Annotated in this window: 18 protein-coding genes; 4 read left to right on the top strand and 14 right to left on the bottom strand. The window is 68.7% G+C overall.

Going from position 1 to position 20,017, the window contains the following annotated elements; genetic code table 11:
• The first annotated feature begins 7 nt into the window (after positions 1–7).
• Positions 8–1,186: a glutathionylspermidine synthase family protein gene (locus ACZLIB_RS21940; RefSeq protein WP_478468737.1), complete on the top strand. Its 1,179-nt coding sequence runs from the start codon at positions 8–10 to the stop codon at positions 1,184–1,186.
• Positions 1,187–1,979: 793 nt separating this feature from the next.
• Here ACZLIB_RS21940 and ACZLIB_RS21935 read toward each other — a convergent pair.
• From ACZLIB_RS21935 to ACZLIB_RS21895, 9 genes are all read right to left on the bottom strand, one after another.
• Positions 1,980–3,278, bottom strand: coding sequence for a DUF58 domain-containing protein (locus ACZLIB_RS21935; protein WP_478468736.1), 1,299 nt, complete (start codon positions 3,276–3,278; stop codon positions 1,980–1,982).
• Complete coding sequence (locus ACZLIB_RS21930; protein WP_005411535.1) at positions 3,275–4,261, bottom strand: AAA family ATPase; 987 nt, start codon at positions 4,259–4,261, stop codon at positions 3,275–3,277. The genes ACZLIB_RS21935 and ACZLIB_RS21930 overlap by 4 nt, the downstream gene beginning before the upstream one ends.
• A complete protein-coding gene (locus tag ACZLIB_RS21925) occupies positions 4,258–5,442 on the bottom strand; it encodes a DUF4350 domain-containing protein (protein ID WP_049461684.1) in 1,185 nt (394 codons plus the stop codon). The genes ACZLIB_RS21930 and ACZLIB_RS21925 overlap by 4 nt, the downstream gene beginning before the upstream one ends.
• Positions 5,439–7,055, bottom strand: coding sequence for a DUF4129 domain-containing protein (locus ACZLIB_RS21920; RefSeq protein WP_478468734.1), 1,617 nt, complete (start codon positions 7,053–7,055; stop codon positions 5,439–5,441). Before ACZLIB_RS21920 ends, ACZLIB_RS21925 begins: the two co-directional genes overlap by 4 nt.
• Entirely contained in the window at positions 7,045–8,037 is a 993-nt protein-coding gene (locus tag ACZLIB_RS21915) for a stage II sporulation protein M (RefSeq protein WP_032129115.1), read from the bottom strand. Before ACZLIB_RS21915 ends, ACZLIB_RS21920 begins: the two co-directional genes overlap by 11 nt.
• Positions 8,034–8,723 (bottom strand): RDD family protein, encoded by a 690-nt coding sequence (locus ACZLIB_RS21910; RefSeq protein ID WP_478468733.1) that lies wholly within the window; start codon positions 8,721–8,723, stop codon positions 8,034–8,036. Before ACZLIB_RS21910 ends, ACZLIB_RS21915 begins: the two co-directional genes overlap by 4 nt.
• A gap of 123 nt (positions 8,724–8,846) precedes the next feature.
• A complete protein-coding gene (locus ACZLIB_RS21905) occupies positions 8,847–9,377 on the bottom strand; it encodes a gamma carbonic anhydrase family protein (protein ID WP_032129113.1) in 531 nt (176 codons plus the stop codon).
• Positions 9,378–9,632: 255 nt separating this feature from the next.
• Positions 9,633–11,522 carry a tRNA uridine-5-carboxymethylaminomethyl(34) synthesis enzyme MnmG gene (gene mnmG / locus ACZLIB_RS21900; RefSeq protein ID WP_478468732.1) on the bottom strand — a complete coding sequence of 630 codons (1,890 nt, stop codon included), beginning with the start codon at positions 11,520–11,522 and terminating at the stop codon, positions 9,633–9,635.
• Positions 11,523–12,141: 619 nt separating this feature from the next.
• The gene (locus tag ACZLIB_RS21895) at positions 12,142–12,627 is read right to left on the bottom strand and encodes a hypothetical protein (RefSeq protein WP_019337023.1); all 486 of its coding nucleotides are present in this window, start codon (positions 12,625–12,627) and stop codon (positions 12,142–12,144) included.
• Positions 12,628–12,786: 159 nt separating this feature from the next.
• Here ACZLIB_RS21895 and ACZLIB_RS21890 point away from each other — a divergent pair, with 159 nt between their 5' ends.
• On the top strand, positions 12,787–13,749 hold the full coding sequence (locus tag ACZLIB_RS21890; RefSeq protein WP_049400864.1) for a pyridoxal-phosphate dependent enzyme: 963 nt from the start codon (positions 12,787–12,789) through the stop codon (positions 13,747–13,749).
• Positions 13,734–14,378: a YdcF family protein gene (locus ACZLIB_RS21885; protein WP_032127185.1), complete on the top strand. Its 645-nt coding sequence runs from the start codon at positions 13,734–13,736 to the stop codon at positions 14,376–14,378. The genes ACZLIB_RS21890 and ACZLIB_RS21885 overlap by 16 nt, the downstream gene beginning before the upstream one ends.
• A gap of 205 nt (positions 14,379–14,583) precedes the next feature.
• Here the strand turns inward: ACZLIB_RS21885 and bioC are convergent, their stop codons facing one another.
• The 5 genes from bioC to bioB all read right to left on the bottom strand — a co-directional run bounded on the left by bioC (position 14,584) and on the right by bioB (position 19,421).
• Positions 14,584–15,468, bottom strand: coding sequence for a malonyl-ACP O-methyltransferase BioC (bioC, locus tag ACZLIB_RS21880; RefSeq protein WP_049461689.1), 885 nt, complete (start codon positions 15,466–15,468; stop codon positions 14,584–14,586).
• 12 nt (positions 15,469–15,480) lie between these two features.
• Positions 15,481–16,260: an SDR family oxidoreductase gene (locus tag ACZLIB_RS21875; protein ID WP_478468731.1), complete on the bottom strand. Its 780-nt coding sequence runs from the start codon at positions 16,258–16,260 to the stop codon at positions 15,481–15,483.
• 29 nt (positions 16,261–16,289) lie between these two features.
• Positions 16,290–17,069: a pimeloyl-ACP methyl ester esterase BioH gene (gene bioH / locus ACZLIB_RS21870; RefSeq protein WP_478468730.1), complete on the bottom strand. Its 780-nt coding sequence runs from the start codon at positions 17,067–17,069 to the stop codon at positions 16,290–16,292.
• Between the two features lie 17 nt (positions 17,070–17,086).
• Positions 17,087–18,310: an 8-amino-7-oxononanoate synthase gene (bioF, locus tag ACZLIB_RS21865; protein WP_478468729.1), complete on the bottom strand. Its 1,224-nt coding sequence runs from the start codon at positions 18,308–18,310 to the stop codon at positions 17,087–17,089.
• A 67-nt stretch (positions 18,311–18,377) separates the two neighbouring features.
• The gene (gene bioB / locus ACZLIB_RS21860) at positions 18,378–19,421 is read right to left on the bottom strand and encodes a biotin synthase BioB (RefSeq protein WP_049412416.1); all 1,044 of its coding nucleotides are present in this window, start codon (positions 19,419–19,421) and stop codon (positions 18,378–18,380) included.
• A gap of 243 nt (positions 19,422–19,664) precedes the next feature.
• On the opposite strand from bioB, the gene ACZLIB_RS21855 reads away from it, so the two are divergent.
• Entirely contained in the window at positions 19,665–19,982 is a 318-nt protein-coding gene (locus ACZLIB_RS21855; RefSeq protein WP_049400858.1) for a hypothetical protein, read from the top strand.
• The last annotated feature ends 35 nt before the right edge of the window (positions 19,983–20,017 follow it).

Here is a 20,017-nt window from a genome sequence, read left to right as displayed (position 1 = left end):
TCGACCCATGCAGCGTATCCGGATTGCCGAGCGTGCCCAGTGGCGGGCACGCGCGGAAGAGGCGGGTTTCCGCTTCCATACCATCGACGGCCAGCCGTACTGGGATGAAAGCGCGTATTACGCTTTCACCCTGCGCCAGATCGAGCAGGACATCGAAGACCCCAGCGCCGAGCTGCACCAGATGGCGCTGGACCTGGTCGGCGATGTCATCGGCAGCGAACGCCTGATGGACCAGCTGGCGATTCCGTCGCATTACCGCGACTGGATCGCCGACAGCTGGCGCCAGCGCCAGCCGCATCTGTACGGTCGCCTGGACCTGGCCTACGACGGTACCGGCCCGGCCAAGCTGTACGAGTTGAACTACGACACGCCGACCTCGCTGTTCGAGGCCAGCTTCTTCCAGTGGCAATGGCTGGAAGACCAGCGCAATGCCGGTCGCCTGCCGCAGCATGCCGACCAGTTCAACGCGATCCACGAAGCGCTGGTCGAACGCTTCGGCGAACTGGCCACGCAGCTGCCGCCGCCGCTGTATTTCAGCGCCGTGGGCAGTTCGGAAGAAGACCGCGGCACCGTGGAGTACCTGCGCGACTGTGCGTCGCAGGCCGGCCTGCATGGCCAGGCCATCGCCATCGAGGATATCGGTCTGTCCGAGGACGGACGCTTCACCGCGCTGGACGATTCGGTGATCGGCACGCTGTTCAAGCTGTACCCACTGGAAGACCTGATGGCCGAGGAGTTCGGCCGCGCGCTGCCCGGCTCGGGCGTGCAGCTGCTGGAGCCGGCGTGGAAGGCGGTGCTGAGCAACAAAGGCATCCTGCCGCTGCTGTGGCAGCGCAACGTGGGTCATCCGAACCTGCTGGAAGCGCATTTCGATGACGGCAGCACGCTGGCGTCGGGCTGGGTGCGCAAGCCGCTGTTCTCGCGCGAAGGCGCGAACATCGAGATGCACCTGGCCGATGGCAGCACCCAACGCAGCGACGGTCCCTACGACGGCCCTGCGATCATCCAGCGAGCGCATCCGCTGACCCGCTTCGAAGGCGGCTACCCGCTGATCGGCAGCTGGGTGGTGGGTGACCACGCCTGCGGCATCGGCCTCCGCGAGGACGACAGCGCGATCACCCGCGACAGCGCGCGCTTCGTGCCGCACGCGATCGTTGACGAGGCGCCGACGCGGATCTACGTCTGATGACAGTGCGGCGCCCCCGGGCCGGCGTGGGCAACCATCGCCCGTCGTAGAACAACCGCTGTGGGTAGAGGCCGACCTTGGTCGGCGCCGTTGATTCCGTGCCAAGGTTGGCACCTACCAGAGCGGTGCGTCGGTTGTTGCAGGGGTAGTGCCGGCCGCTGGCCGGCAACCGGTGTTGGTAGAGGCCGACCCTGGTCGGCGCCGTGGGTTTCGTGCCAACCAAGGTTGGCACCTAACAGAGCGATACGTTGGTTGTTGCAGGGGTAGTGCCGGCCGCTGGCCGGCAACCGCTGTGGGTAGTGGCCGACCTTGGTCGGCGCCGTTGATTCCGTGCCAACCAAGGTTGGCACCTACCAGAGCGGTGCGTCGGTTGTTGCAGGGGTAGTGCCGGCCGCTGGCCGGCAATCGCCGTTGGTAGATGCCGACCCTGGTCGGCGCCGTGGGTTTCGTGCCAACCAAGGTTGGCACCTACCAGAGCGATGCGTCGGCTGTTGCAGGGGTAGTGCCGGCCGCTGGCCGGCAACCGCTGTGGGTAGTGGCCGACCTTGGTCGGCGCCGTTGATTCCGTGCCAACCAAGGTTGGCACCTACCAGAGCGATACGTTGGTTGTTGCAGGGGTAGTGCCGGCCGCTGGCCGGCAATCGCCGTTGGTAGATGCCGACCTTGGTCGGCGCCGTGGGTTTCGTGCCAACCAAGGTTGGCACCTACCAGAGCGATACGTTGGTTGTTGCAGGGGTAGTGCCGGCCGCTGGCCGGCAACCGTTGTTGGCACCCACCAAAGCGATCGTTGGTATCAGAGCAGCCCTTCGCGCTTCACCGCCAGGTAGCGTTCCACCAGCGCACCGGGCAGGGCATCGGCGGTTACGTCCAGCACCATCACCTTCTCGCTGCGCAGCGCGTCGTGCGCCTTCGCGCGCTGCTGCAGGTACAGCGCCGCTGCACCTGCCTGGGTGGCGTCTTCCAGTGTCTGCACTTCGCTGTCCAGCACACCGTCCAGCTCACGCTCGCGCAGGCTGGCCACGCATACCAGGTGGCGCTGCTGCAGCAGGCGCACCGCCGCCAGCAGGTCTTCGATGTCTTCGTCGCGCACATTGCTGACCAGCATCACCAGCGCCCGCCGGCGCTGGCGCAGCGACACTTCGGTAGCGGCGGCCAGGTAGTCGGTGGCCACCGCGCGCGGCTGCAGGTCGTAGCTGGCGCGCAGCAGGTGCTCGACGGTGCCCATGCCGCGCTGCGGCGCCACCCAACGGCGCTCGCCACCGGTGGCGAACAGGCCGGCGGCGTCGCCCTGGCGCAGCGCCAGGTAGGCCACCACCAGCGAGGCGTTCAAGGCATGGTCGAAGTGCGAGAGCCCGCCTTCGCTGGCCAGCATGCGCCGACCGCTGTCGAGCATCAGCAGCAGCTGCTGGTTCTTCTCGTCCTGGTATTCGCGCGAGATCAGCTTGCGCGCACGCGCGGTGGCCTTCCAGTCGAGCTGGCGCAGGCTGTCGCCGATGCGGTACTCGCGCATCTGGTGGAAGTCGGTGCCTTCGCCGCGGCGGCGCTTCACGTGTGCACCGACCAGCCGCGAGGCCTGGTCGGCACTGAACAGGGCAAAGCGGGTGAGCGGCACGAAGTTCGGATAGACCCGCACGTCCAGTGCGGGCGGCAGCGTGCGTTGCTGCCACCACAGCCGCCACGGTGAACGCATGCGCAGGTGCACGCCTTCGAAGCGGAAATGCCCACGCTGCAGCGGCTGCAGGTGGTAGTGGAGGGTGGAAGCACTGCCCGCCTGCAGGCGCACGCGCTGCGGCAGTGATTCCAGCGGCCAGCCGCCGGGGACCAGGTCGAACACCTGCACCGTCATCGGTGCGTCCGCCTGCAGCCGCAGTGCAGCCTCGCGGCGCACGCCCAGTGCCAGCGCTTCGGGCAGTTCGCGCTGCACCTGCGGCGACGGACGCCGCCACTGGCGCCACAGATCCATCAGCGCCGGCACGGCAATCGCCAGCGCCGCCAGCGCCCAGCTCCAGCGCGGCAGCAGACCGCCCAGCACCAGACCGCCCAGGGCAGCCCAGGCCAGCAGCAGTGCCAGCAGCAGCGGGGCCGGCCTCATCGGCGCGGCGCTTCCACCTTGGCCAGCAGCGCGCCCAGCACGTCGTCGGCGTCCTGGCCTTCGATCTGCAGTTCCGGGGCCAGCGCGATGCGGTGGCGCAGCGCCGGGCGTGCGATGTCGCGCACATCATCCGGAGTGACGAAATCACGACCGGCCAGCACCGCCTGCGCGCGCGAGGCACGCACCAGCGCGATGCTGCCACGCGGGCCAGCGCCGACCGCGATACCCGGCCACTGCCTTGTGGCTGCCACAATCCGCACCGCGTAGTCGATCACTTCGTCGTCGACGGTGATCGCCGCAGTGGCGCGCTGCAGTTCCAGCAGCTCACCAGCACCGAGCACGCGCGGCACCTGGCTCAGGTCGAAATCGCTGGCGGCGCGGCCGCTGGTGATCGCGGTCACCATGCGCTTCTCGTCCTCCAGCTGCGGGTAGTCGATCAGCACCTTCAGCAGGAAGCGGTCCAGCTGTGCTTCCGGCAGCGGGTAGGTGCCTTCCTGCTCCAGCGGGTTCTGCGTGGCCAGCGCCATGAACGGCGGCGCCAGGGTGAAGGCCTTGCCTTCGATGGTCACCTGGCCTTCCTGCATCACTTCCAGCAGCGCCGACTGGGTCTTGGCGGGTGCACGGTTGATCTCGTCGGCCAGCAGCAGGTTGGTGAACACCGGGCCGCGGCGGATCTTGAAGCTCTCGCTCTTCGGGTCGTACACCGCGTGGCCACTGACGTCGCTGGGCATCAGGTCGGGGGTGAACTGTACACGCCCGTAATCCAGCTCCAGGGCCTGTGCCAGTGCGCGCACCAGCAGGGTCTTGCCCAGCCCGGGCACGCCCTCGATCAGCACGTGACCACCGGCAAGCAGCGCCACCAGGATCTGGTCCAGCACATCGGCCTGGCCGATGAAGGCGTGGCCGACGGCATCGCGGATGGCATCGACGCGTTCGATCAGGCGGGCGTTGGCAGCCGCCGGCAGCTCGGGGACTTCAGTCATAGCAGGGATCTCATCTGGAGCAGCAAGCGGATGCGCTCGCGCAGGGCGGAGGAATCGTGCGGCGGTGGGGGCGTGAGCGCGCTGGCGACGCGGCCCTGCGGCCACTTCAGCAGCTCGGCGATGGCCTGATCGCGCGGCGCACCATCCAATGCGGCGGCAATCGGTGCGCGCAGGCGCAGGCGGTGCAGGAACAGGGCGAGCACGGCCTCGTACAGGCGTATGCCGTGACCGAAGCGCAGCAGCAGTTCGCCACTGGCACGCACGTGCTCCAGCAGTGAACGACGTTCCAGCACCGGCGACGGCAGCAGGCTGCCGAAGCGCTGTGAACGGCCCCACAGCCAGCCCAGCAAGGCCAGCAGCAACGGCACCCACAACGGCCAGCCCTGATAGAACATGCGCGACCACAGCGACGGCGGGCGGCTGGCATAGACCAGCCAGACCGCACCCTTGCCATAGTTCGGATCGAGCAGGTAGCGGGTCAGGTCGCGATGCGACGCGTCGTGCAGGCCGTCGCTGGCCCCGCCACCTGCCGACGCCAGGCGCGCTGCCGGTGAGTCCACTTCGCTGCGCATGAACTCCATGTCGGCCAGCACGCTCACTCTGCCCTGGCCGTGGCGCAGGCGCGCGAACACCAGGTCGCGATCAGTGCCCCAGCGGCGTTCGGCCTGCGCACTGGCCGCAAACCCCAGGGTGAAGCGGCGGCCACCACAGAATTCGACGTGGCCAGGATCGTCGTCGACATGGAAGGCCTGGCAGTCGCTGCGCTGGAACAGGCTGTCCACGCCCAGCCGGTCCAGCAGGGGGCCCTGTGTGCTGCCGGCATCGTCCTCGGCCGGCGGCGGCGTACGTACCAGCAGGTGGCCACCCCCGTCGACCCAGTCCAGCAGTGCGCTGGCGACGGGCGGCGGCAGTTCGCTGCTGTCCTGCAGCAGCACTACCGTGTCGTGGCGCCCCAGCGTCATCTGCTGCAACTCCAGCCGCGGTCGCGAATGCACGTCGATGCCATCGGCGCGCAGGGCCTGGCCGAGCACGTACAGCGGGTTGTAGGCGGCCTCGCCCTGTGGCGGCAGCCGGATCGTCTCGGTCACCCGCTCGTGCGTGCGCAGGTAGAGGATGGTCAGCGGTACGCCGAACAGCACCAGCGCGCCCAGCAGCAGCGACCAGAACAGGCGCGGACTCATGCCTGCCACCCGTACTGCTGGCGCAGGGTATCGGCCAACGCATCGAAATCGGCGCGGCTGGGCAGGCGGCCACCGTAGGCGGCGTACTGCCACATGCGCACGATGCGCGCGAACAGGTCACGGTCGCTGGCCTGGGGCATGCGTCGCGATGCGCGCAGGCATTGCGCTTCGGTAGCACCGGGTGGAAGCGCGATACCGCTGCGCTCGCCCACCGTGCGCACGCTGGCGCGGTACAGCAGGGCCAGCGCCTGCCGCGGCCGGCCCTGGTCCCAGAGCAGGCCGGCCTGGGTGGCCACGTCCGGCGGCAGCACCACCGGCAACTCCACCTGCTCCTCCAGCACCTTCGGTGCAGCGTCGGCCTTGCGCCGGCCACTGCCACGCAGCCACGGCAGCCACAGCCGCGCGGTCAGCAGCAGCACCAGCAGCAGGATGCCGAGCAGGCCCCACAGGCCCCATTCGGCCAGCTGTGCCAGCCAGGCGATGCCGTCCTTGCGCGCCTTGCGTTCACCTTTGCTGTTGGTGTCACGCTGCAGCTGCTTGTCTTCCTTCTTTTTTTCCTCGGCCTGCTCGATCGGCTTCCAGCGGGTCACCTGGCGGGTCGGGCGCTGCAGCGGGTCTTCATAGGCGCGGTTCACTGCCTGACGGAAACCGGCGGTGTCCACCGGCGCTGTACCGAAGATCATTGCCGGCGTATTGGCGGGGTCGTTGGCCGCGGTGGCCGGTTCTTCCGCACTGTCTTCGTCCTCTTCGGCATCGCCTGCCTGCTCCGCGACCGTCTGCGCGTCCTGCGCATGCACCGGTGCGGACACCAGCGGCAGTGCCAGCCACAGCAGCAGCGCCAGCGTCGATGCTGCCGGCAGCAGCCGCTCGCGCAGGCGGCGCAGGGCGATTTCGACGTCCCAGGCTTCCATCTGCGTTCGACGGTTCAGGTACAGGCCAAAGCCCGCACCGACGAAGAACGGGCCGATCAGCACCGAGGCCAGCCAGCACGCCAGGTTGAAGCCCAGCCGTGCCCATGCCGGCGTGTCCTTGCCAATCATGTCCCACGCCGCACGCCACGATTCGGACATCAGCTCCAGTGGCATGAACATGAACACCGCACCGATCGCGCCGGATACCAACACGGCTTCGAACGCCAGGCAGGTCACCGTCAGTACCAGTGCCGCGCCCGCTGCGCCGGCTGCCACCGCACGACGGCGTGGGCCGCGTTGGCCCGCTGTGTTGCCTTCCAGCAGGTTCACCGGCAGGCACAGGCTGCGCAGCACGCTGAAGCGACGCCAGCCCAGGTAGCCCCAGAAACCGGTGTTGCCCCAGTGGCGCTGCGCGCGCAGCGCGGCCAGCGTGCCGACCGGCTCACCGAAAATGCCGCGCGACAGCACGTACAGCGGCGCGCGTTCGAACAGCGGCTTGCACCACCACATCGCCAGCCAGGCCCAGCCGAAGGCATCCAGCCACCAGCCCAGCGCGTTGAAGATCACGAACAGCGGTGCACTGGCCAGCAGCCAGCTGCCCCACAGCGCACGCGCGTGACGGCGGGACAGGGCGGTGCCCAGCTCCATCGCTTCCCAGCCACTGCGGGCGCGCAGCGCCACGTCCAGGCGGTCAATGCGCATGGCCGCCTCCACGTCCGCCGCGCCACAGCCACAGCAGCACGCCGGCCCACAACACACCGGCCACGCTGAACTTGCCCCACGCCGGTACTTCGGCAAGCGAGGACCAGAAGGCTTCGATGAAGGCGGCCACCAGCAGCATGAAGGCGACGCCGAGGCACAGCCGTGCGCCGATGCGGCCGCCTTCGACCAGTGCATCCAGGCGGCTGCGCCGACCCGGTGCCAGCAGCTTCATGCCCAGCTGCAGACCTGCACCGCCGGCGATCACGATCGCGGTCAGCTCGAAGGCACCGTGGCCGACCACGAAGCGCCAGAACGGGTCGCCATGGCCGATGTGCTGCAGGTGACCGGCCACCGAACCGATGATCACGCCGTTGAACAACAGCACCAGCAGCGTGCCCAGCCCAGCCAGCAGCCCGCTGGCGAAGGTGCGCAGGGCGATGCTGATGTTGTTCATGATGTAGTGGCCGAACATCATCCAGTCGGTGCCGCTGTCACGCCCCAGGCGCTCGGCGGCGGGATCGTACATGCGCTCCATCTCGGCGATCTGGCGGTTGTCCATCAGCATGTGGATCAGGTCCGGATAGACCTGCACCAGCACGAAGCAGGCCACCGCCGGCAGCGCGAACATCGCCAGCGCCACCCACATGCTGCGCGCCTGGCTGCGCACCAGCAGCGGGAAGTCGGCCACCAGGAACTCCAGGGCACCCCGCCAGCGCGTCGGCGGCGTGCGGTACAGCACGCTGTGGCCCTGCTGCATGAGCTGCTGCAGGCGCTGCACCAGCTGCGGGCTGTAGCCGCGTTCGCGGGCCAGCGCCAGTTGCTGGCACAGCCGCCGGTAGCGCTGCGGGAAGGTGGTGTCATCCAGTGCCAGGCCGCTGGCCTTGCGGCGCGTGCGGCGTGAGGCACCGGCACGCAGCAGCAGCCACTGCTCCAGGTCCTGCCATTCCTGCTGGTAGCGGGCGACGAACTGTTCCTGCTTCATCGCCGCCCCAGCAGCCAGTTGGCCATCGCATACAGGCGCAGCACGCCGACCTGGCCATGGGTGCCGGTCAGTGGCTCGGCAATACCGGCCAGCTCCTGCTGGCGCGCCGGCGACAACCGTGGCGCGCGCTCGGCGAAGGCCATCAACGCAGCCTGTTCCTCTGGTCGCAGCGGCTGCGGCGGGGCCAGCACGCTGTCGATGGTCGGCGGCGGTGGCAGGTACAGCGCGGGTGCGTGCACCACCACGGTGCCCGCCACCAGGTCGCCAAGGCGGCGGCCATGCGGATCGAACAGGCTGCTGATCAGGCCCAGCGCATAGCCGAACGGCAGCATGTCCACCGTGCGCAGCAGGTTGCGGGTGATCGCCGCCATCCAGCCTACCGGCGCGCCATCGCGGGACAGCACGCGCAGCCCCAGCGCACGCTTGCCCAGCGTGCGCCCCCACAACGCTTCGCAGACGATCGGGTAGGCCCAGTAGACCAGGAACATCAGCACCAGGTAGAGGCCGGAGCCGAACTTGTCCAGCAGCGCCAGCGGAATGGACACCAGCACCAGTGCCGCGATGCGCACGCCAAGATCGACCAGCCAGGCCATCGCCCGCGGTACCGGGCCGGCGGCAGGCAACTGCAGCGGCACACCCTCCGGCGTCACCACCTCGCGGTAGGTATCGAGCATCGGTGCGGCCATCAGCGCGATGGCCTTCGTTGTGGGCGCCGGAGTCCTCTCCGGCGGGCAGCCACAGGCATGGGGGTCTCGACAGGTCCTGGTCGGGCCAAGACTTTAGCAGAGCCGCATGGCAGCGTCGGGGGCTCAGCCCCGGTATTCGTCCTTCAGCCGCACGTAGTGGTCGGCCGAGTAATGCAGCGCCTCGATCTCCTTGTCACTGAGCGTGCGTGCCGGTCGTGCAGGGTTGCCGACCCACAGCTCGCCTTCGCCCACCACCTTGCCGGGGCCGATCACCGCACCGGCGCCGACGAAGCCATGGCGCTCCACGCGGGCGCCATCGAGGATGCAGGCGCCCATGCCGATCAGGCTGTAATCGCCGATCGTGCAGGCATGGATGATGCAGCCGTGGCCGACGGTCACGCCTTCGCCGATCAGGGTCGGGTAGCCGGCCTTGTTGTACGGGCTGTGGTGGCTGACGTGGATGATGGTGCCGTCCTGCACGTTGGTGCGTGCACCGATACGCACATGGTTGACGTCGCCGCGGATGACCGTGCCCGGCCACACCGACACGTCATCGGCCAGCTCCACGTCGCCGATGATGGTGCAGGCCGGATCGATGTACACGCGTTCGCCGAGGACGGGCATCTTGTCGCGGAAGGGGCGCAGCGGGTTCATCGAAGTCTCCGGAAATCAGGGCGTTCACGACGATGATACCTGCGTGGTCTGCACGCCGCGCGCGCACCGCAGGGTAGTGCTGGCCGCTGGCCGGCAACCTCAAGGTCATGTCTGGAGTTCTGCGGTTGCCGGCCAGCGGCCGGCACTACCCGCTACGGTTCGTAGCTGTAGCCGATGCTGTATGCGGAACAGCGGATCGCGCGCAGCATTGCAGTAGATCCACGCCATGCGTGGATGGCATCTATCGCGCTCGTGTTACGCCACGCGTCCCCGGCGTGCGCGCTCCAGGTGCACCAGCAGCAGCGAGATCGCTGCCGGGGTCATGCCCGGAATGCGCTGTGCCTGGCCGATGGTCTGCGGGCGTACGCGCTCCAGCTTCTGCAGCGCTTCGGCCGACAGCCCGCGCACCGTCGTGTAGTCGAAGGCTTCAGCGATCGGCGTGGCTTCATGCCGCTGCTGGCGCTCGATCTCCTCGCGCTGGCGGTCCAGGTAGCCGGCGTACTTCACGCCGATCTCCACCTGCTCGGCGACCTTGCCATCGGCCACCGCCGGGCCCAGCGAGGGCACCTGCATCAGCTTGGCGTAATCCAGCTCGGGGCGCTTGATCAGGTCCAGCACATTGGTCTCGCGACTGACCGCCACGCCCAGCGTCTCGTTCACTTCGCGGCCCAGTGCATTGGCCGGGGTTGCCCACAGCGCACCCAGGCGTGCGCGCTCGGCAGCGACGGCGGCCTGCTTGGTCTCGAACGCGCTCCAGCGGCGATCATCCACCAGGCCCATTTCGCGGCCGGTCGGGGTCAGGCGCTGGTCGGCATTGTCCTCGCGCAGCTGCAGGCGGTACTCGGCGCGGCTGGTGAACATGCGGTACGGCTCGTTGGTGCCGTGGGTGATCAGGTCATCCACCAGCACGCCCAGGTAGGCCTCGTCGCGACGCGGGCACCAGCCGTCCAGCCCACGCACCTGGCGTGCGGCGTTGAGGCCGGCCAGCAGGCCCTGCGCGGCGGCCTCTTCGTAGCCGGTGGTGCCGTTGATCTGGCCAGCGAAGAACAGGCCGTTGACCAGCTTGGTTTCCAGCGAGGCCTTCAGCCCGCGCGGGTCGAAGAAGTCGTACTCGATCGCGTAGCCGGGGCGGGTGATGTGTGCGTTCTCGAAACCACGGATGCTGCGCACCATCTCCAGCTGCACGTCGAACGGCAGCGAGGTGGAGATGCCGTTGGGGTAGATCTCGACGATGCCCAGGCCTTCGGGTTCGACGAAGATCTGGTGGCTGGCCTTCTCGGCGAAGCGCACCACCTTGTCCTCGATGGACGGGCAGTAGCGCGGGCCGATGCCTTCGATCTGGCCGCTGTACAGCGGCGAACGGTGCAGCGCGTCGCGGATGATCTGATGGGTCTGTTCGGTGGTGTGGGTGATCCAGCAGCTGACCTGCTGCGGATGCTCGTCCACCGAGCCGAGGAAGGACATCACCGGCCGCGGCGAATCGCCGGGCTGCTCGTCCATCACGCTGTAGTCCAGCGAGCGGCCATCGATGCGCGGCGGCGTGCCGGTCTTCAGGCGGTCCACCTGGAACGGGCGCTCGCGCAGCCGCGCGGCCAGCGTGGTGGCCGGCGGGTCGCCCATGCGGCCGGCGGCGTACTGGGTCGGGCCGACATGGATCTTGCCGGCCAGGAAGGTGCCGGCGGTCAGCACCACGGCCTCGGCATCGAAGCGCAGCCCGGTCTGGGTGATGACCCCGCGCACGGCGTCGCCTTCGATGACCAGGTCGTCCACGGCGGCCTGGAACACGGTCAGGTTGGCCTGGCCCTCGACGATGGCGCGGATCGCCATGCGGTACAGGTTGCGGTCGGCCTGGCAGCGGGTGGCGCGCACGGCCGGGCCCTTGGAGGCATTGAGCGTGCGCCACTGGATGCCGGCGCGGTCGGCGGCATGCGCCATCGCACCGCCCAGCGCGTCGATCTCCTTGACCAGGTGGCCCTTGCCGATGCCGCCGATGGCCGGGTTGCAGCTCATCGCACCCACCGTTTCGATGTTGTGGGTCAGCAGCAGGGTGCGCACGCCGGTGCGGGCCGCGGCCAGCGCGGCTTCGGTGCCGGCGTGGCCACCGCCGATGACGATGACGTCGTAACGATGGAAGGACGGGTTCATGGGGGGCTGTTCAGCTGGGGGCGGGCGCGGACCGGGGGCGGCGCCGGGGTGGCGATTTTAGCGCCATTCGGGGCCGGGACGTCGGTGCCGGCCGGCCGGCGTCGAAATCAGCCCTAAAGTTGGCAGGATTTTTGCAGATAACCCAATAGCACCCATCGTGGCTGGCGCCGTAGGCGCCCGTGACCGGAATTGGAACAGGGGCCGGTACAGGCGCACGGTGGGGGAGCAGAGGGCCGGCAGTCGGGGGACTGTCCGGCCCTGTTTTTTTGGGGCTGTCGGGAGAGCTTCATCCACGCATGGCGTGGATCTACTTGATGACGGCCCCAGGGTCGATCCACGCCGCGTGTGGATGCCCATCGCGCGCAATGCCCGGTAGATCCACGCCATGCGTGGACGGCTCGGCGACCCCGGTCCAAAACAAACGGCCCCGCATTGCGGGGCCGTTTGTCTTCAGAGGTGCCGACATCCGACAGGGCCGGAACAGGGGGGATCCAGATGTTCCTGTCGGATATCGACGTAGAGCTTTTTGCGGCGGCCCGTGTCGTTTTTGTCACTTTGTGACGCGGGCCGTCACTGTCCGCGTAGATTGCGGCTTAGACCGTGTGAAATGCAAGACGGTTCAGCGCTCAACTGTGCGCTGCGTCGCACGATCCATGTTGCGCCAGGGGGAACCGTTCATCCTCGGCGCACTCGGTGCCGGTGCCGGACGGGCCTGCGGCGGGGGCGCCGACGGCTGGGCGTTCGATTGCGGCGGGCGGCGCATGGAGTCCATGTTCCGCCACGGCGAACCCCCGTTGTACGACGGTCGCGACGGCGGCGGCGGACGGTGCTCGCCGCCATTGCCCGGACGCGGCGGCGGGCGGTGGTTGTGCGGCGGGCGGTAGATCGGGCGCGAGTAATACGGGTTGCCGTAGCCGCCGTAGTAGCCGCCATAGCCACCGTAGTAGGGGCCGTAGTTGTAGGGGTAGCCGGCCGGGTAGCGGTATTCCACCGACGGCGCACCGTGGTAGTAGCTGCCGCTGCGGCCGCCGCCGACATAGTCGTAGGTGGTGCAGCCGGTCAGGGCCAGCAACAGGCCACCGGCAAGCATCAGGCGCATTTTCATGGTGGGTCCCCCCAGAGGACGGGTGTGCAGTCAGCTTCGGGCGCCAGCGTTGAATCGGCCCTTAATTCCGCCGGCCAGGATGAATGGAGGCGTAGGGCTGCATGCTGGCATGACCTGTGTCCCGGTCGCCAGCGCGGGGGCATACGTTAATCTTGCGTCATGAGCGATTCACTGTTGCCCCGCGCCGACGACGTCCTGCTTGCTGCCGCGAGGATCGCCCCGCATGCCAGCGTGACCCCGGTGCTGCGCTCGCACACGCTCGATGCGCTGGCCGGGGCACAGCTGGCGTTCAAGGCCGAGCACCTGCAGCGTGGTGGTGCGTTCAAGTTCCGCGGTGCCTGCAACGCGGTGTGGTCGCTGGAGGCTGATTCCGCCAGTGCCGGCGTGGTCACCCACTCCTCCGGCAATCACGGCGCCGCCCTGGCGCTGGCCGCACGTACCCGGGGCATTCCCTGTCACGTGGTGGTGCCGGAAGGTGCGGTGGCGGCCAAGCTGGCCAATATTGCCCGCCATGGCGCCACGCTCTGGCACTGCCCGCCGACCATTGCCGACCGTGAGGCCACCTGCGCCAAGGTGCAGGCCGACACCGGCGCGACCCTGGTGCATCCCTATACGAATCCGGCGGTGATGGCCGGGCAGGGCACCGCCGCCCTGGAACTGCTGCACAGCGACGGCCCGTTCGACGTGCTGGTGGTACCGGTGGGCGGCGGCGGCCTCGCCAGCGGCACTGCGCTGGCGCTGCAGCACGCCAGCCCGCAGACCCGTCTGGTGCTGGCCGAGCCGGCCGGTGCCGACGATACCGCGCGCTCGCTGGCCGCTGGCGAGCGCCAGGACGCGTTCACCCCGGACACGATCTGCGATGGCCTGCGTACCCTGATCGGCGCGCCCAATTTCGAACTGCTGCGCGCGGCCGGTGCCGAGGTGATCGTGGTCGATGACGCGGCGACGATGGCCGCGATGCGCCTGCTGTGGGAGGTGCTCAAGCAGGTGGTCGAGCCGTCCTCGGCCACCGTGCTGGCTGCGGTGCTGGCGCAGCCGCAACGTTTCGCCGGACTGCGCGTGGGCCTGGTGCTGTCCGGCGGCAACGTCGACCTGCCAGCGCTGCGCTGGGGCGCGCCGTGAGCCGCGACCGGCAGCGGCCTCGCACCGGCCTGCTGGGCTGGCTGTGGCGGCTGTTTGTCCTGCTGGTGATCTGGCTGCTGGGCGTGACTGCCTGGATCGTCTGGGTCGGCGAGCGTGACCAGGCCGCCAAGGCCGACGCCATCATCGTGCTGGGTGCGGCCGCCTATGACGCCAAACCGTCACCGGTGTTCGAAGAGCGTATCCGGCATGGGCTGGACCTGTACGAGGCCCAGTACGCGCCGCTGCTGATCTTCACCGGCGGCTATGGCGGCACCGGCGCGCGTTTTTCCGAATCGCAGGTGGCGCGGCGTTATGCGCTGAAACATGGCGTGCCGGACGATGCGATCCTGATCGAAACCGCCTCGCGCAATACCGTGCAGAACCTGGTTGAAGCCAAGCGGCTGATGGACCAGCGCGACCTGCACCGGGTGATCATCGTCAGCGATCCGCTGCACATGGCGCGCGCGCTGCGCCTGAGCAAGGCGCTGGGCATCGATGCGCTGGCCTCGTCCACGCCCAGCACGCGCTTCCGCAGCTTCCACACCAGCTGGCGCTTCCTGGTGCAGGAAATCTATTTCTTCCACCGCGACCTGGTGCGCCCGCCGCTGAGTTCGCCGGCCAACACCTGAGGCGGAAGCCTGCATTTGGGTGGGTGCCGACCTTGGTCGGCACACTGCTGGCGGCACCGCGATCTGATGGGGTGTGCCAACCAAGGTTGGCACCTACCGGAGCGATTCGCGTGCGGAGTGGCATGCGGTAGTGCCGGCCGCTGGCCGGCAGATGCCCAGCATGGAATCATGAAGTTGCCGGCCAGCGGCCGGCACTACCGGACGATCAGCTCTGCTTGCGCCGGATCGGAATTGCCGACACCGGCACCGAGGCCACGTCATGCCCACCTTCGCGGATCGGCGCGCCCGGGTCCGGCGCCCAGGCGTGCGCATAGATCACCTCCCAACTGCTCGGCAGCTTGCCGTCGGCGCGGCGCATCGGCTCGTAGGCGGCCGCCGCAGCAGCGAAGCGGCCACGCCCGGTCAGCGTGTGGCGTCGGTCCACCCGTGCATTGGTCGCGCCCATCGCACGCAGTTCGCGCATCAGTGACGGCAGATCGTCGTAGGTCAGGGTGAACAGGTCGCGGTCCAGCACCGGGTCGCGGAAGCCGGCCATCATCAGCGCATCGCCGAACTGGGCGATCTGCGCGAAGCGGCTCACGTGCGGGCGGTCATCGGCAGCGGCGAATGCCTCGTTGAGCTCGACCAGCGTTTCCGGGCCGAAGGTGGAACACACCAGCAGGCCACCTGGCTTGAGCACACGGCGGAACCCGGCGAACACCGCCGGCAGGTCGTCCACCCATTGCAGGCACAGGTTGCTGAAGATCACGTCCACGCTGTTGTCGGCCAGCGGCAGCGCGGCGGCGTCACCGCACAGGCGCTGGAACGGCTTCCACCAACCGGCCTGGCGCTTGGCCTGGTCCAGCATCGGCAGCGCCACGTCCAGCGCGATCACCTGCGCCTTCGGCCAGCGCTTCTTCATCAACGCGCTGGCATGGCCGGTGCCGGCACCAATGTCCAGCACCACCTCGGGCTTGCGTGCCTCCAGGTAGTCCAGCGATTCGATCAGCCGCGACTGCACTTCGCGCTGCAGGGCGGCGGCGGCGTCGTAGCTGTTGGCGGCACGGGCGAACGCGCGGCGGACGTGGCGGGCATCGAAGTGGGACGGCATTGCGAAAGTCTCTTAGAACGTACCGGGGTAGGCGCCGCCGTCGATCAGCAGGTTCTGCCCGGTGAGGTAACCGGCCTGTGCACTGCACAGGAAGGCGCAGGCGGCGCCGAATTCGTCGGGTGTGCCGAAGCGGCCGGCGGGGATCTGCTGGCGGCGGCGTTCGGCCACTTCGCCGGCGTCGCCGTCCTTGCCCGCACTGTGGGCGAAGTTGGCGCGCAGGCGGTCGGTGTCGAACTGGCCGGGCAGCAGGTTGTTGATGGTGACGTTGTGGGCCACGGTGCGGCGCGACAGGCCGGCGACGAAACCGGTCAGGCCACTGCGCGCGCCGTTGGACAGCGCCAGGATGTCGATCGGGGCTTTCACCGCCGACGAGGTGATGTTGACGACACGGCCGAAGCCGCGCGCGATCATCGCGTCGACGGTGGCGCGGATCAGCGCGATCGGCGCCAGCATGTTGGCGTCCAGCGCGGCAATCCAGTCGTCACGCTCGAAATTGCGGAAATCACCGGGCGGCGGGCCACCGGCGTTGTTGACCAGGATGTCCACCTGCGGGCACGCGGCCAGCGCGGCGGCACGGCCGGCTTCGGTGGTGACGTCGGCGACAATCGCGCGCACCTCGGCGGCACCGGCCAGCGCGCGCAGCTCTTCAGCGGCGGCCTGCAGGGCGGCTTCGCCGCGGGCCACGATCACCACGTTGACGCCTTCACGCACCAGCGCACGCGCGCAGCCCAGGCCCAGCCCCTTGCTTGCGCCGCAGACCAGTGCCCAGCGGCCATTGATACCCAGATCCATGCGTCAATCCTGCGGAATTCGGAAGGCGCTCATTGTCCGCCATCGGCCGGTGACAGGCCGGCAACGAAGTGTTGCAGGGCGGCGGCGACCTCGTCGGCATGGCCGAGGAAGGGTGCATGGCCGCCGTGGGCGATGGTCAGCGCCTGCCCGCCCGGGGCCAGCGCAGCGGCCGCCTGCATCGCCGTCGGCGACACCAGCCGGTCACGTTGGCCGGCGATCCACAGACTGGGTTTGCCCAGCGTCGGCAGGGCGCCGCGCAGGTCGGTGCCTTCCAGCAGGCGCAGGCCTTCCAGCAGGGCGCGTTCGGTGGGCGCACCGCGCTCGACCAGGCGCTGGCGCAGCGTGCGCAGCTCCTCGCGGGCGTGTGCCGAGCCCATCACATCCAGCGCCAGGAAGCGCTCCAGGGTGCCACCGAAGTCGCTGGCCAGCTCGCGCCCGAACTGTTCGAACACCGCCGGTTCCACCGCGTGCGGCCAGTCTTCGCCACGCACGAAGCGCGGCGTGGCCGCGATCATCGCCAGCCCGCGCACCTTCGGCAGCGTCGCGGCAGCATGCAGCGCGAACAGGCCGCCCAGCGACCAGCCGCACCACACCGCCGGCGGCGTGGCCGCAGCAATGGCATTGACCACGAACGGCAGGCGCAGCGGCGTGGTGTCCTCGCGGCTGTGGCCATGCCCGGGAAGGTCGACCAGGTGCAGGGTGAACTGGTCCGCCAGGCGCTGCACCAGTGGTGCAAACACACCGCCCTGCAGGGCCCAGCCGTGGATCAGAACCAGGTCCGGCCCACGGCCGGTCACTTCAATATGCATGGGCAACGACACGGAACTCAGGCAAAAGCGGGCAGCGGCGGTGGCGCGGCTTCACGCACGGCCAGGGTCACGCGGTCGCGCGCGCTGGCGATGGCCTCGACCAGGCCACGCACCTGTTCCGGCGTATGCAGCGCGGACAGCGTGACGCGCAGCCGCGCCTTGCCTTCCGGCACCGTCGGTGGGCGGATCGCGCCGACCAGCCAGCCGGCCTGTTCCAGCGCCGTGGACATCGCCACTGCGGTATGGTCATCACCACATAGCAGCGGCTGGATCGGCGTTTCCGAAGCCATCAGGTCCAGGCCGTGGCGACGCGCTTCACTGCGGAACAGCGCGATCAGGTCGGTCAGTTTGGTGCGGCGCCAGTGGTCGCGGCGCGCCAGGCGCACTGCTTCAAGCGCCGCAGCGGCCATCGCCGGTGGCACGGCGGTGGTGTAGATGTACGGGCGCGCGGTTTCGGCCAGATGCTCGATCAGGTCGTCACGGCCCAGCACCAGTGCACCGGAACCGCCCAGTGCCTTGCCCAGCGTGACCAGTTGCAGCGGTACGTCGTCCACGCCCAGCCCGGCGGCGGCCACGGCACCACGGCCATCACCGACCACGCCCACGCCGTGCGCGTCATCGACGTAGAACAGCGCCTGCTGCAGGCGTGCCACAAGCGACAAAGCGCGCAGCGGTGCGATGTCGCCATCCATGCTGAAGACACCATCGGTGGCCAGCATCGCCGCGCCATCGGGCGCGTGCTTGAGTTGACGCATCGCGCCTTCCGCATCCAGATGCGGATAGCGGCGCAGGCGTGCACCGGCCAACCGCGTCGCATCGAGCAGGCTGGCGTGGTTGAGCTTGTCCTGTACGCAGACATCGTTCTGTTCGCTCAGCAATGCCTGCTGCACCGCCAGGTTGGCGGCGAAGCCACTGCCGAACAGCAGCGCACGCGGATAGCCCAGCCACTCGGCCACTTCGCGTTCAAGTGCCTCGTGCAGGGCGTGGTGGCCGCAGACCAGGTGCGAGGCACCGGCGCCAGCACCTTCGCGCGCGGCAGCATCCTGCAGCGCATTGACCACGCTGAACTGCTGGGCCAGGCCCAGGTAATCATTGCTGCAGAAGCCGGTCAGCCACTGGCCGTCCACTTCCAGGCGCACGCCATCACGACGGCTGACCGTGCGTCGCGGGCGGCGACGGCCTTGGGCATCGCGCAGGGCGCGTTGGGCGTGGAGGCGGGCGGTCAGGTCGGGGCGGGCCATGGTGGCTGAATGCGACGACGGGGCGGCTAGGGTAGCGCGTTGCCGCGACGCCTGCTTGCGGCCCGTCTCAGGCCGCGTGAGCGCAGCCACAGCCGGGCGTATCGGCACTGATATCGGCGTGCACGGTGCCGCCGTGGTCGTGGCCCTCGGCATCTACCTGCACCGCCATCGGTTGCAGGCCCAGGCGTGCGAACAAGGCCAGGTCGCGTTCGCTTTCCGGGTTGCCCGTGGTCAGCAGCTTGTCGCCATAGAAGATCGAATTGGCACCGGCCAGGAAGCACAGCGCCTGCAGTTCGTCGCTCATCGCCTCGCGCCCGGCGGACAACCGCACCATCGAGCGCGGCATGGCGATGCGCGCCACCGCGATCATGCGCACGAACTCGAACGGGTCCAGCTCGGCACTGCCATGCAGCGGCGTGCCGGCCACCTGCACCAGCTTGTTGATCGGCACCGAATCGGGATGCGCCGGCAACGTGGCCAGTGCCAGCAGCAGGCCGACACGCTGCGCGCGCGTCTCGCCCATGCCGACAATGCCGCCGCAGCAGGTCTTCAGACCGGCATCGCGCACGTGCTCCAGCGTATCCAGACGGTCCTGGTACTGGCGCGTGTGGATGATCGAATCGTAGTAGTCCGGCGCGGTGTCGAGGTTGTGGTTGTAGTAGTCCAGGCCGGCGTCCTTCAGCGCACGTGCCTGTTCGCCACTGAGCATGCCCAGCGTGGCGCAGGTCTCCAGGCCCAGTGCCTTCACCCCGGCGATCATTGCCGCCACCTTCGGAATGTCGCGGTCCTTCGGCGAACGCCACGCGGCACCCATGCAGAAGCGCGAGGCACCGGCGGCCTTGGCCTGGCGTGCCTTGGCCAGCACCGCATCGGTCTCCATCAGCTTCTGCGCGTTCACCCCGGTGCTGTAGCGCTGCGCCTGCGGACAGTACGCGCAGTCTTCCGGGCAGCCGCCGGTCTTCACCGACAGCAACGTGGAGACCTGCACCTGCGATGGGTCGAAGTGCTCGCGGTGGACCGCTGCGGCGCGGAACAGCAGCTCGGGGAACGGCAGATCGAACAGCGCCTGCAGTTCGTCGTGTTGCCAGTCGTGGCGGATGGCAGCAGCCATGGCGGGACCTTGGGTACGAGTGGAGCGAGGGCGGCAGTGTGGGTGGGGGCGTTCAGGCTGTCAACTGCAATGTATTGAAAATTGTTTACGGTGCGGTGGTGGCCCGCTTCACCGACTAGCCGGTGACGCAACAACAGGCCGGCACGTGCTGCCGGGACACGCGTTGAAGCTGATCCGGAAAGAGGCGGTGCGCGGGGCCCTGGAGATACACTCAGGCGTGCACATTCAATCGGGCGCGTTGCAATGGACCCTCTCGACAGCTGGTTGCCCATCACCCGCGAAGAACTGGAAGCCCTGATCGCGCGGCAATTGCAGGACTGCTCACCGGGGCATCGAGCCATCTTCGAGTCTCTGCGTGTGCCATTGCGCGCAATGCCACTGCACAGGCTGCGTACCATCGAGTCGGTGTGGGTGGTCGCACATCTACCTGACGGGTTGCTGTACTACGAGGACGTCGAGGAAGGGTTCGAGGTGGGGGCGCCCGGCGAGGATGGTGTACTGCCGGACCGGGGGTGTTCCCAGCTTGCGCTGACCCACGTTCTCCATCGTTTGGCGATCTGAACATCGGGCGTGGCAGATCGTTGCATCTGTCCGGG

It is taken from the genome of Stenotrophomonas sp. 220_Sma, from assembly GCF_056487375.1.
The sequence above is the reverse complement of the archived record's forward strand: the minus strand, read 5'-3'. Positions and strand labels throughout refer to the sequence as shown.

Bases quoted from the DNA above. Each gene is read 5' to 3' on its own strand.
- bioC (WP_049461689.1), bottom strand. From the start codon at position 15,468: ATGCCGTCCCACTTCGATGCCCGCCACGTCCGCCGCGCGTTCGCCCGT.
- ACZLIB_RS21940 (WP_478468737.1), top strand. From the start codon at position 8: ATGCAGCGTATCCGGATTGCCGAGCGTGCCCAGTGGCGGGCACGCGCG.
- ACZLIB_RS21875 (WP_478468731.1), bottom strand. From the start codon at position 16,260: ATGGATCTGGGTATCAATGGCCGCTGGGCACTGGTCTGCGGCGCAAGC.
- ACZLIB_RS21925 (WP_049461684.1), bottom strand. From the start codon at position 5,442: ATGAGTCCGCGCCTGTTCTGGTCGCTGCTGCTGGGCGCGCTGGTGCTG.
- bioF (WP_478468729.1), bottom strand. From the start codon at position 18,310: ATGGCCCGCCCCGACCTGACCGCCCGCCTCCACGCCCAACGCGCCCTG.
- bioB (WP_049412416.1), bottom strand. From the start codon at position 19,421: ATGGCTGCTGCCATCCGCCACGACTGGCAACACGACGAACTGCAGGCG.
- ACZLIB_RS21915 (WP_032129115.1), bottom strand. From the start codon at position 8,037: ATGAAGCAGGAACAGTTCGTCGCCCGCTACCAGCAGGAATGGCAGGAC.
- ACZLIB_RS21935 (WP_478468736.1), bottom strand. From the start codon at position 3,278: ATGAGGCCGGCCCCGCTGCTGCTGGCACTGCTGCTGGCCTGGGCTGCC.
- ACZLIB_RS21905 (WP_032129113.1), bottom strand. From the start codon at position 9,377: ATGAACCCGCTGCGCCCCTTCCGCGACAAGATGCCCGTCCTCGGCGAA.
- ACZLIB_RS21895 (WP_019337023.1), bottom strand. From the start codon at position 12,627: ATGAAAATGCGCCTGATGCTTGCCGGTGGCCTGTTGCTGGCCCTGACC.
- ACZLIB_RS21930 (WP_005411535.1), bottom strand. From the start codon at position 4,261: ATGACTGAAGTCCCCGAGCTGCCGGCGGCTGCCAACGCCCGCCTGATC.
- ACZLIB_RS21910 (WP_478468733.1), bottom strand. From the start codon at position 8,723: ATGGCCGCACCGATGCTCGATACCTACCGCGAGGTGGTGACGCCGGAG.
- ACZLIB_RS21855 (WP_049400858.1), top strand. From the start codon at position 19,665: ATGGACCCTCTCGACAGCTGGTTGCCCATCACCCGCGAAGAACTGGAA.
- mnmG (WP_478468732.1), bottom strand. From the start codon at position 11,522: ATGAACCCGTCCTTCCATCGTTACGACGTCATCGTCATCGGCGGTGGC.
- bioH (WP_478468730.1), bottom strand. From the start codon at position 17,069: ATGCATATTGAAGTGACCGGCCGTGGGCCGGACCTGGTTCTGATCCAC.
- ACZLIB_RS21890 (WP_049400864.1), top strand. From the start codon at position 12,787: ATGAGCGATTCACTGTTGCCCCGCGCCGACGACGTCCTGCTTGCTGCC.
- ACZLIB_RS21920 (WP_478468734.1), bottom strand. From the start codon at position 7,055: ATGCGCATTGACCGCCTGGACGTGGCGCTGCGCGCCCGCAGTGGCTGG.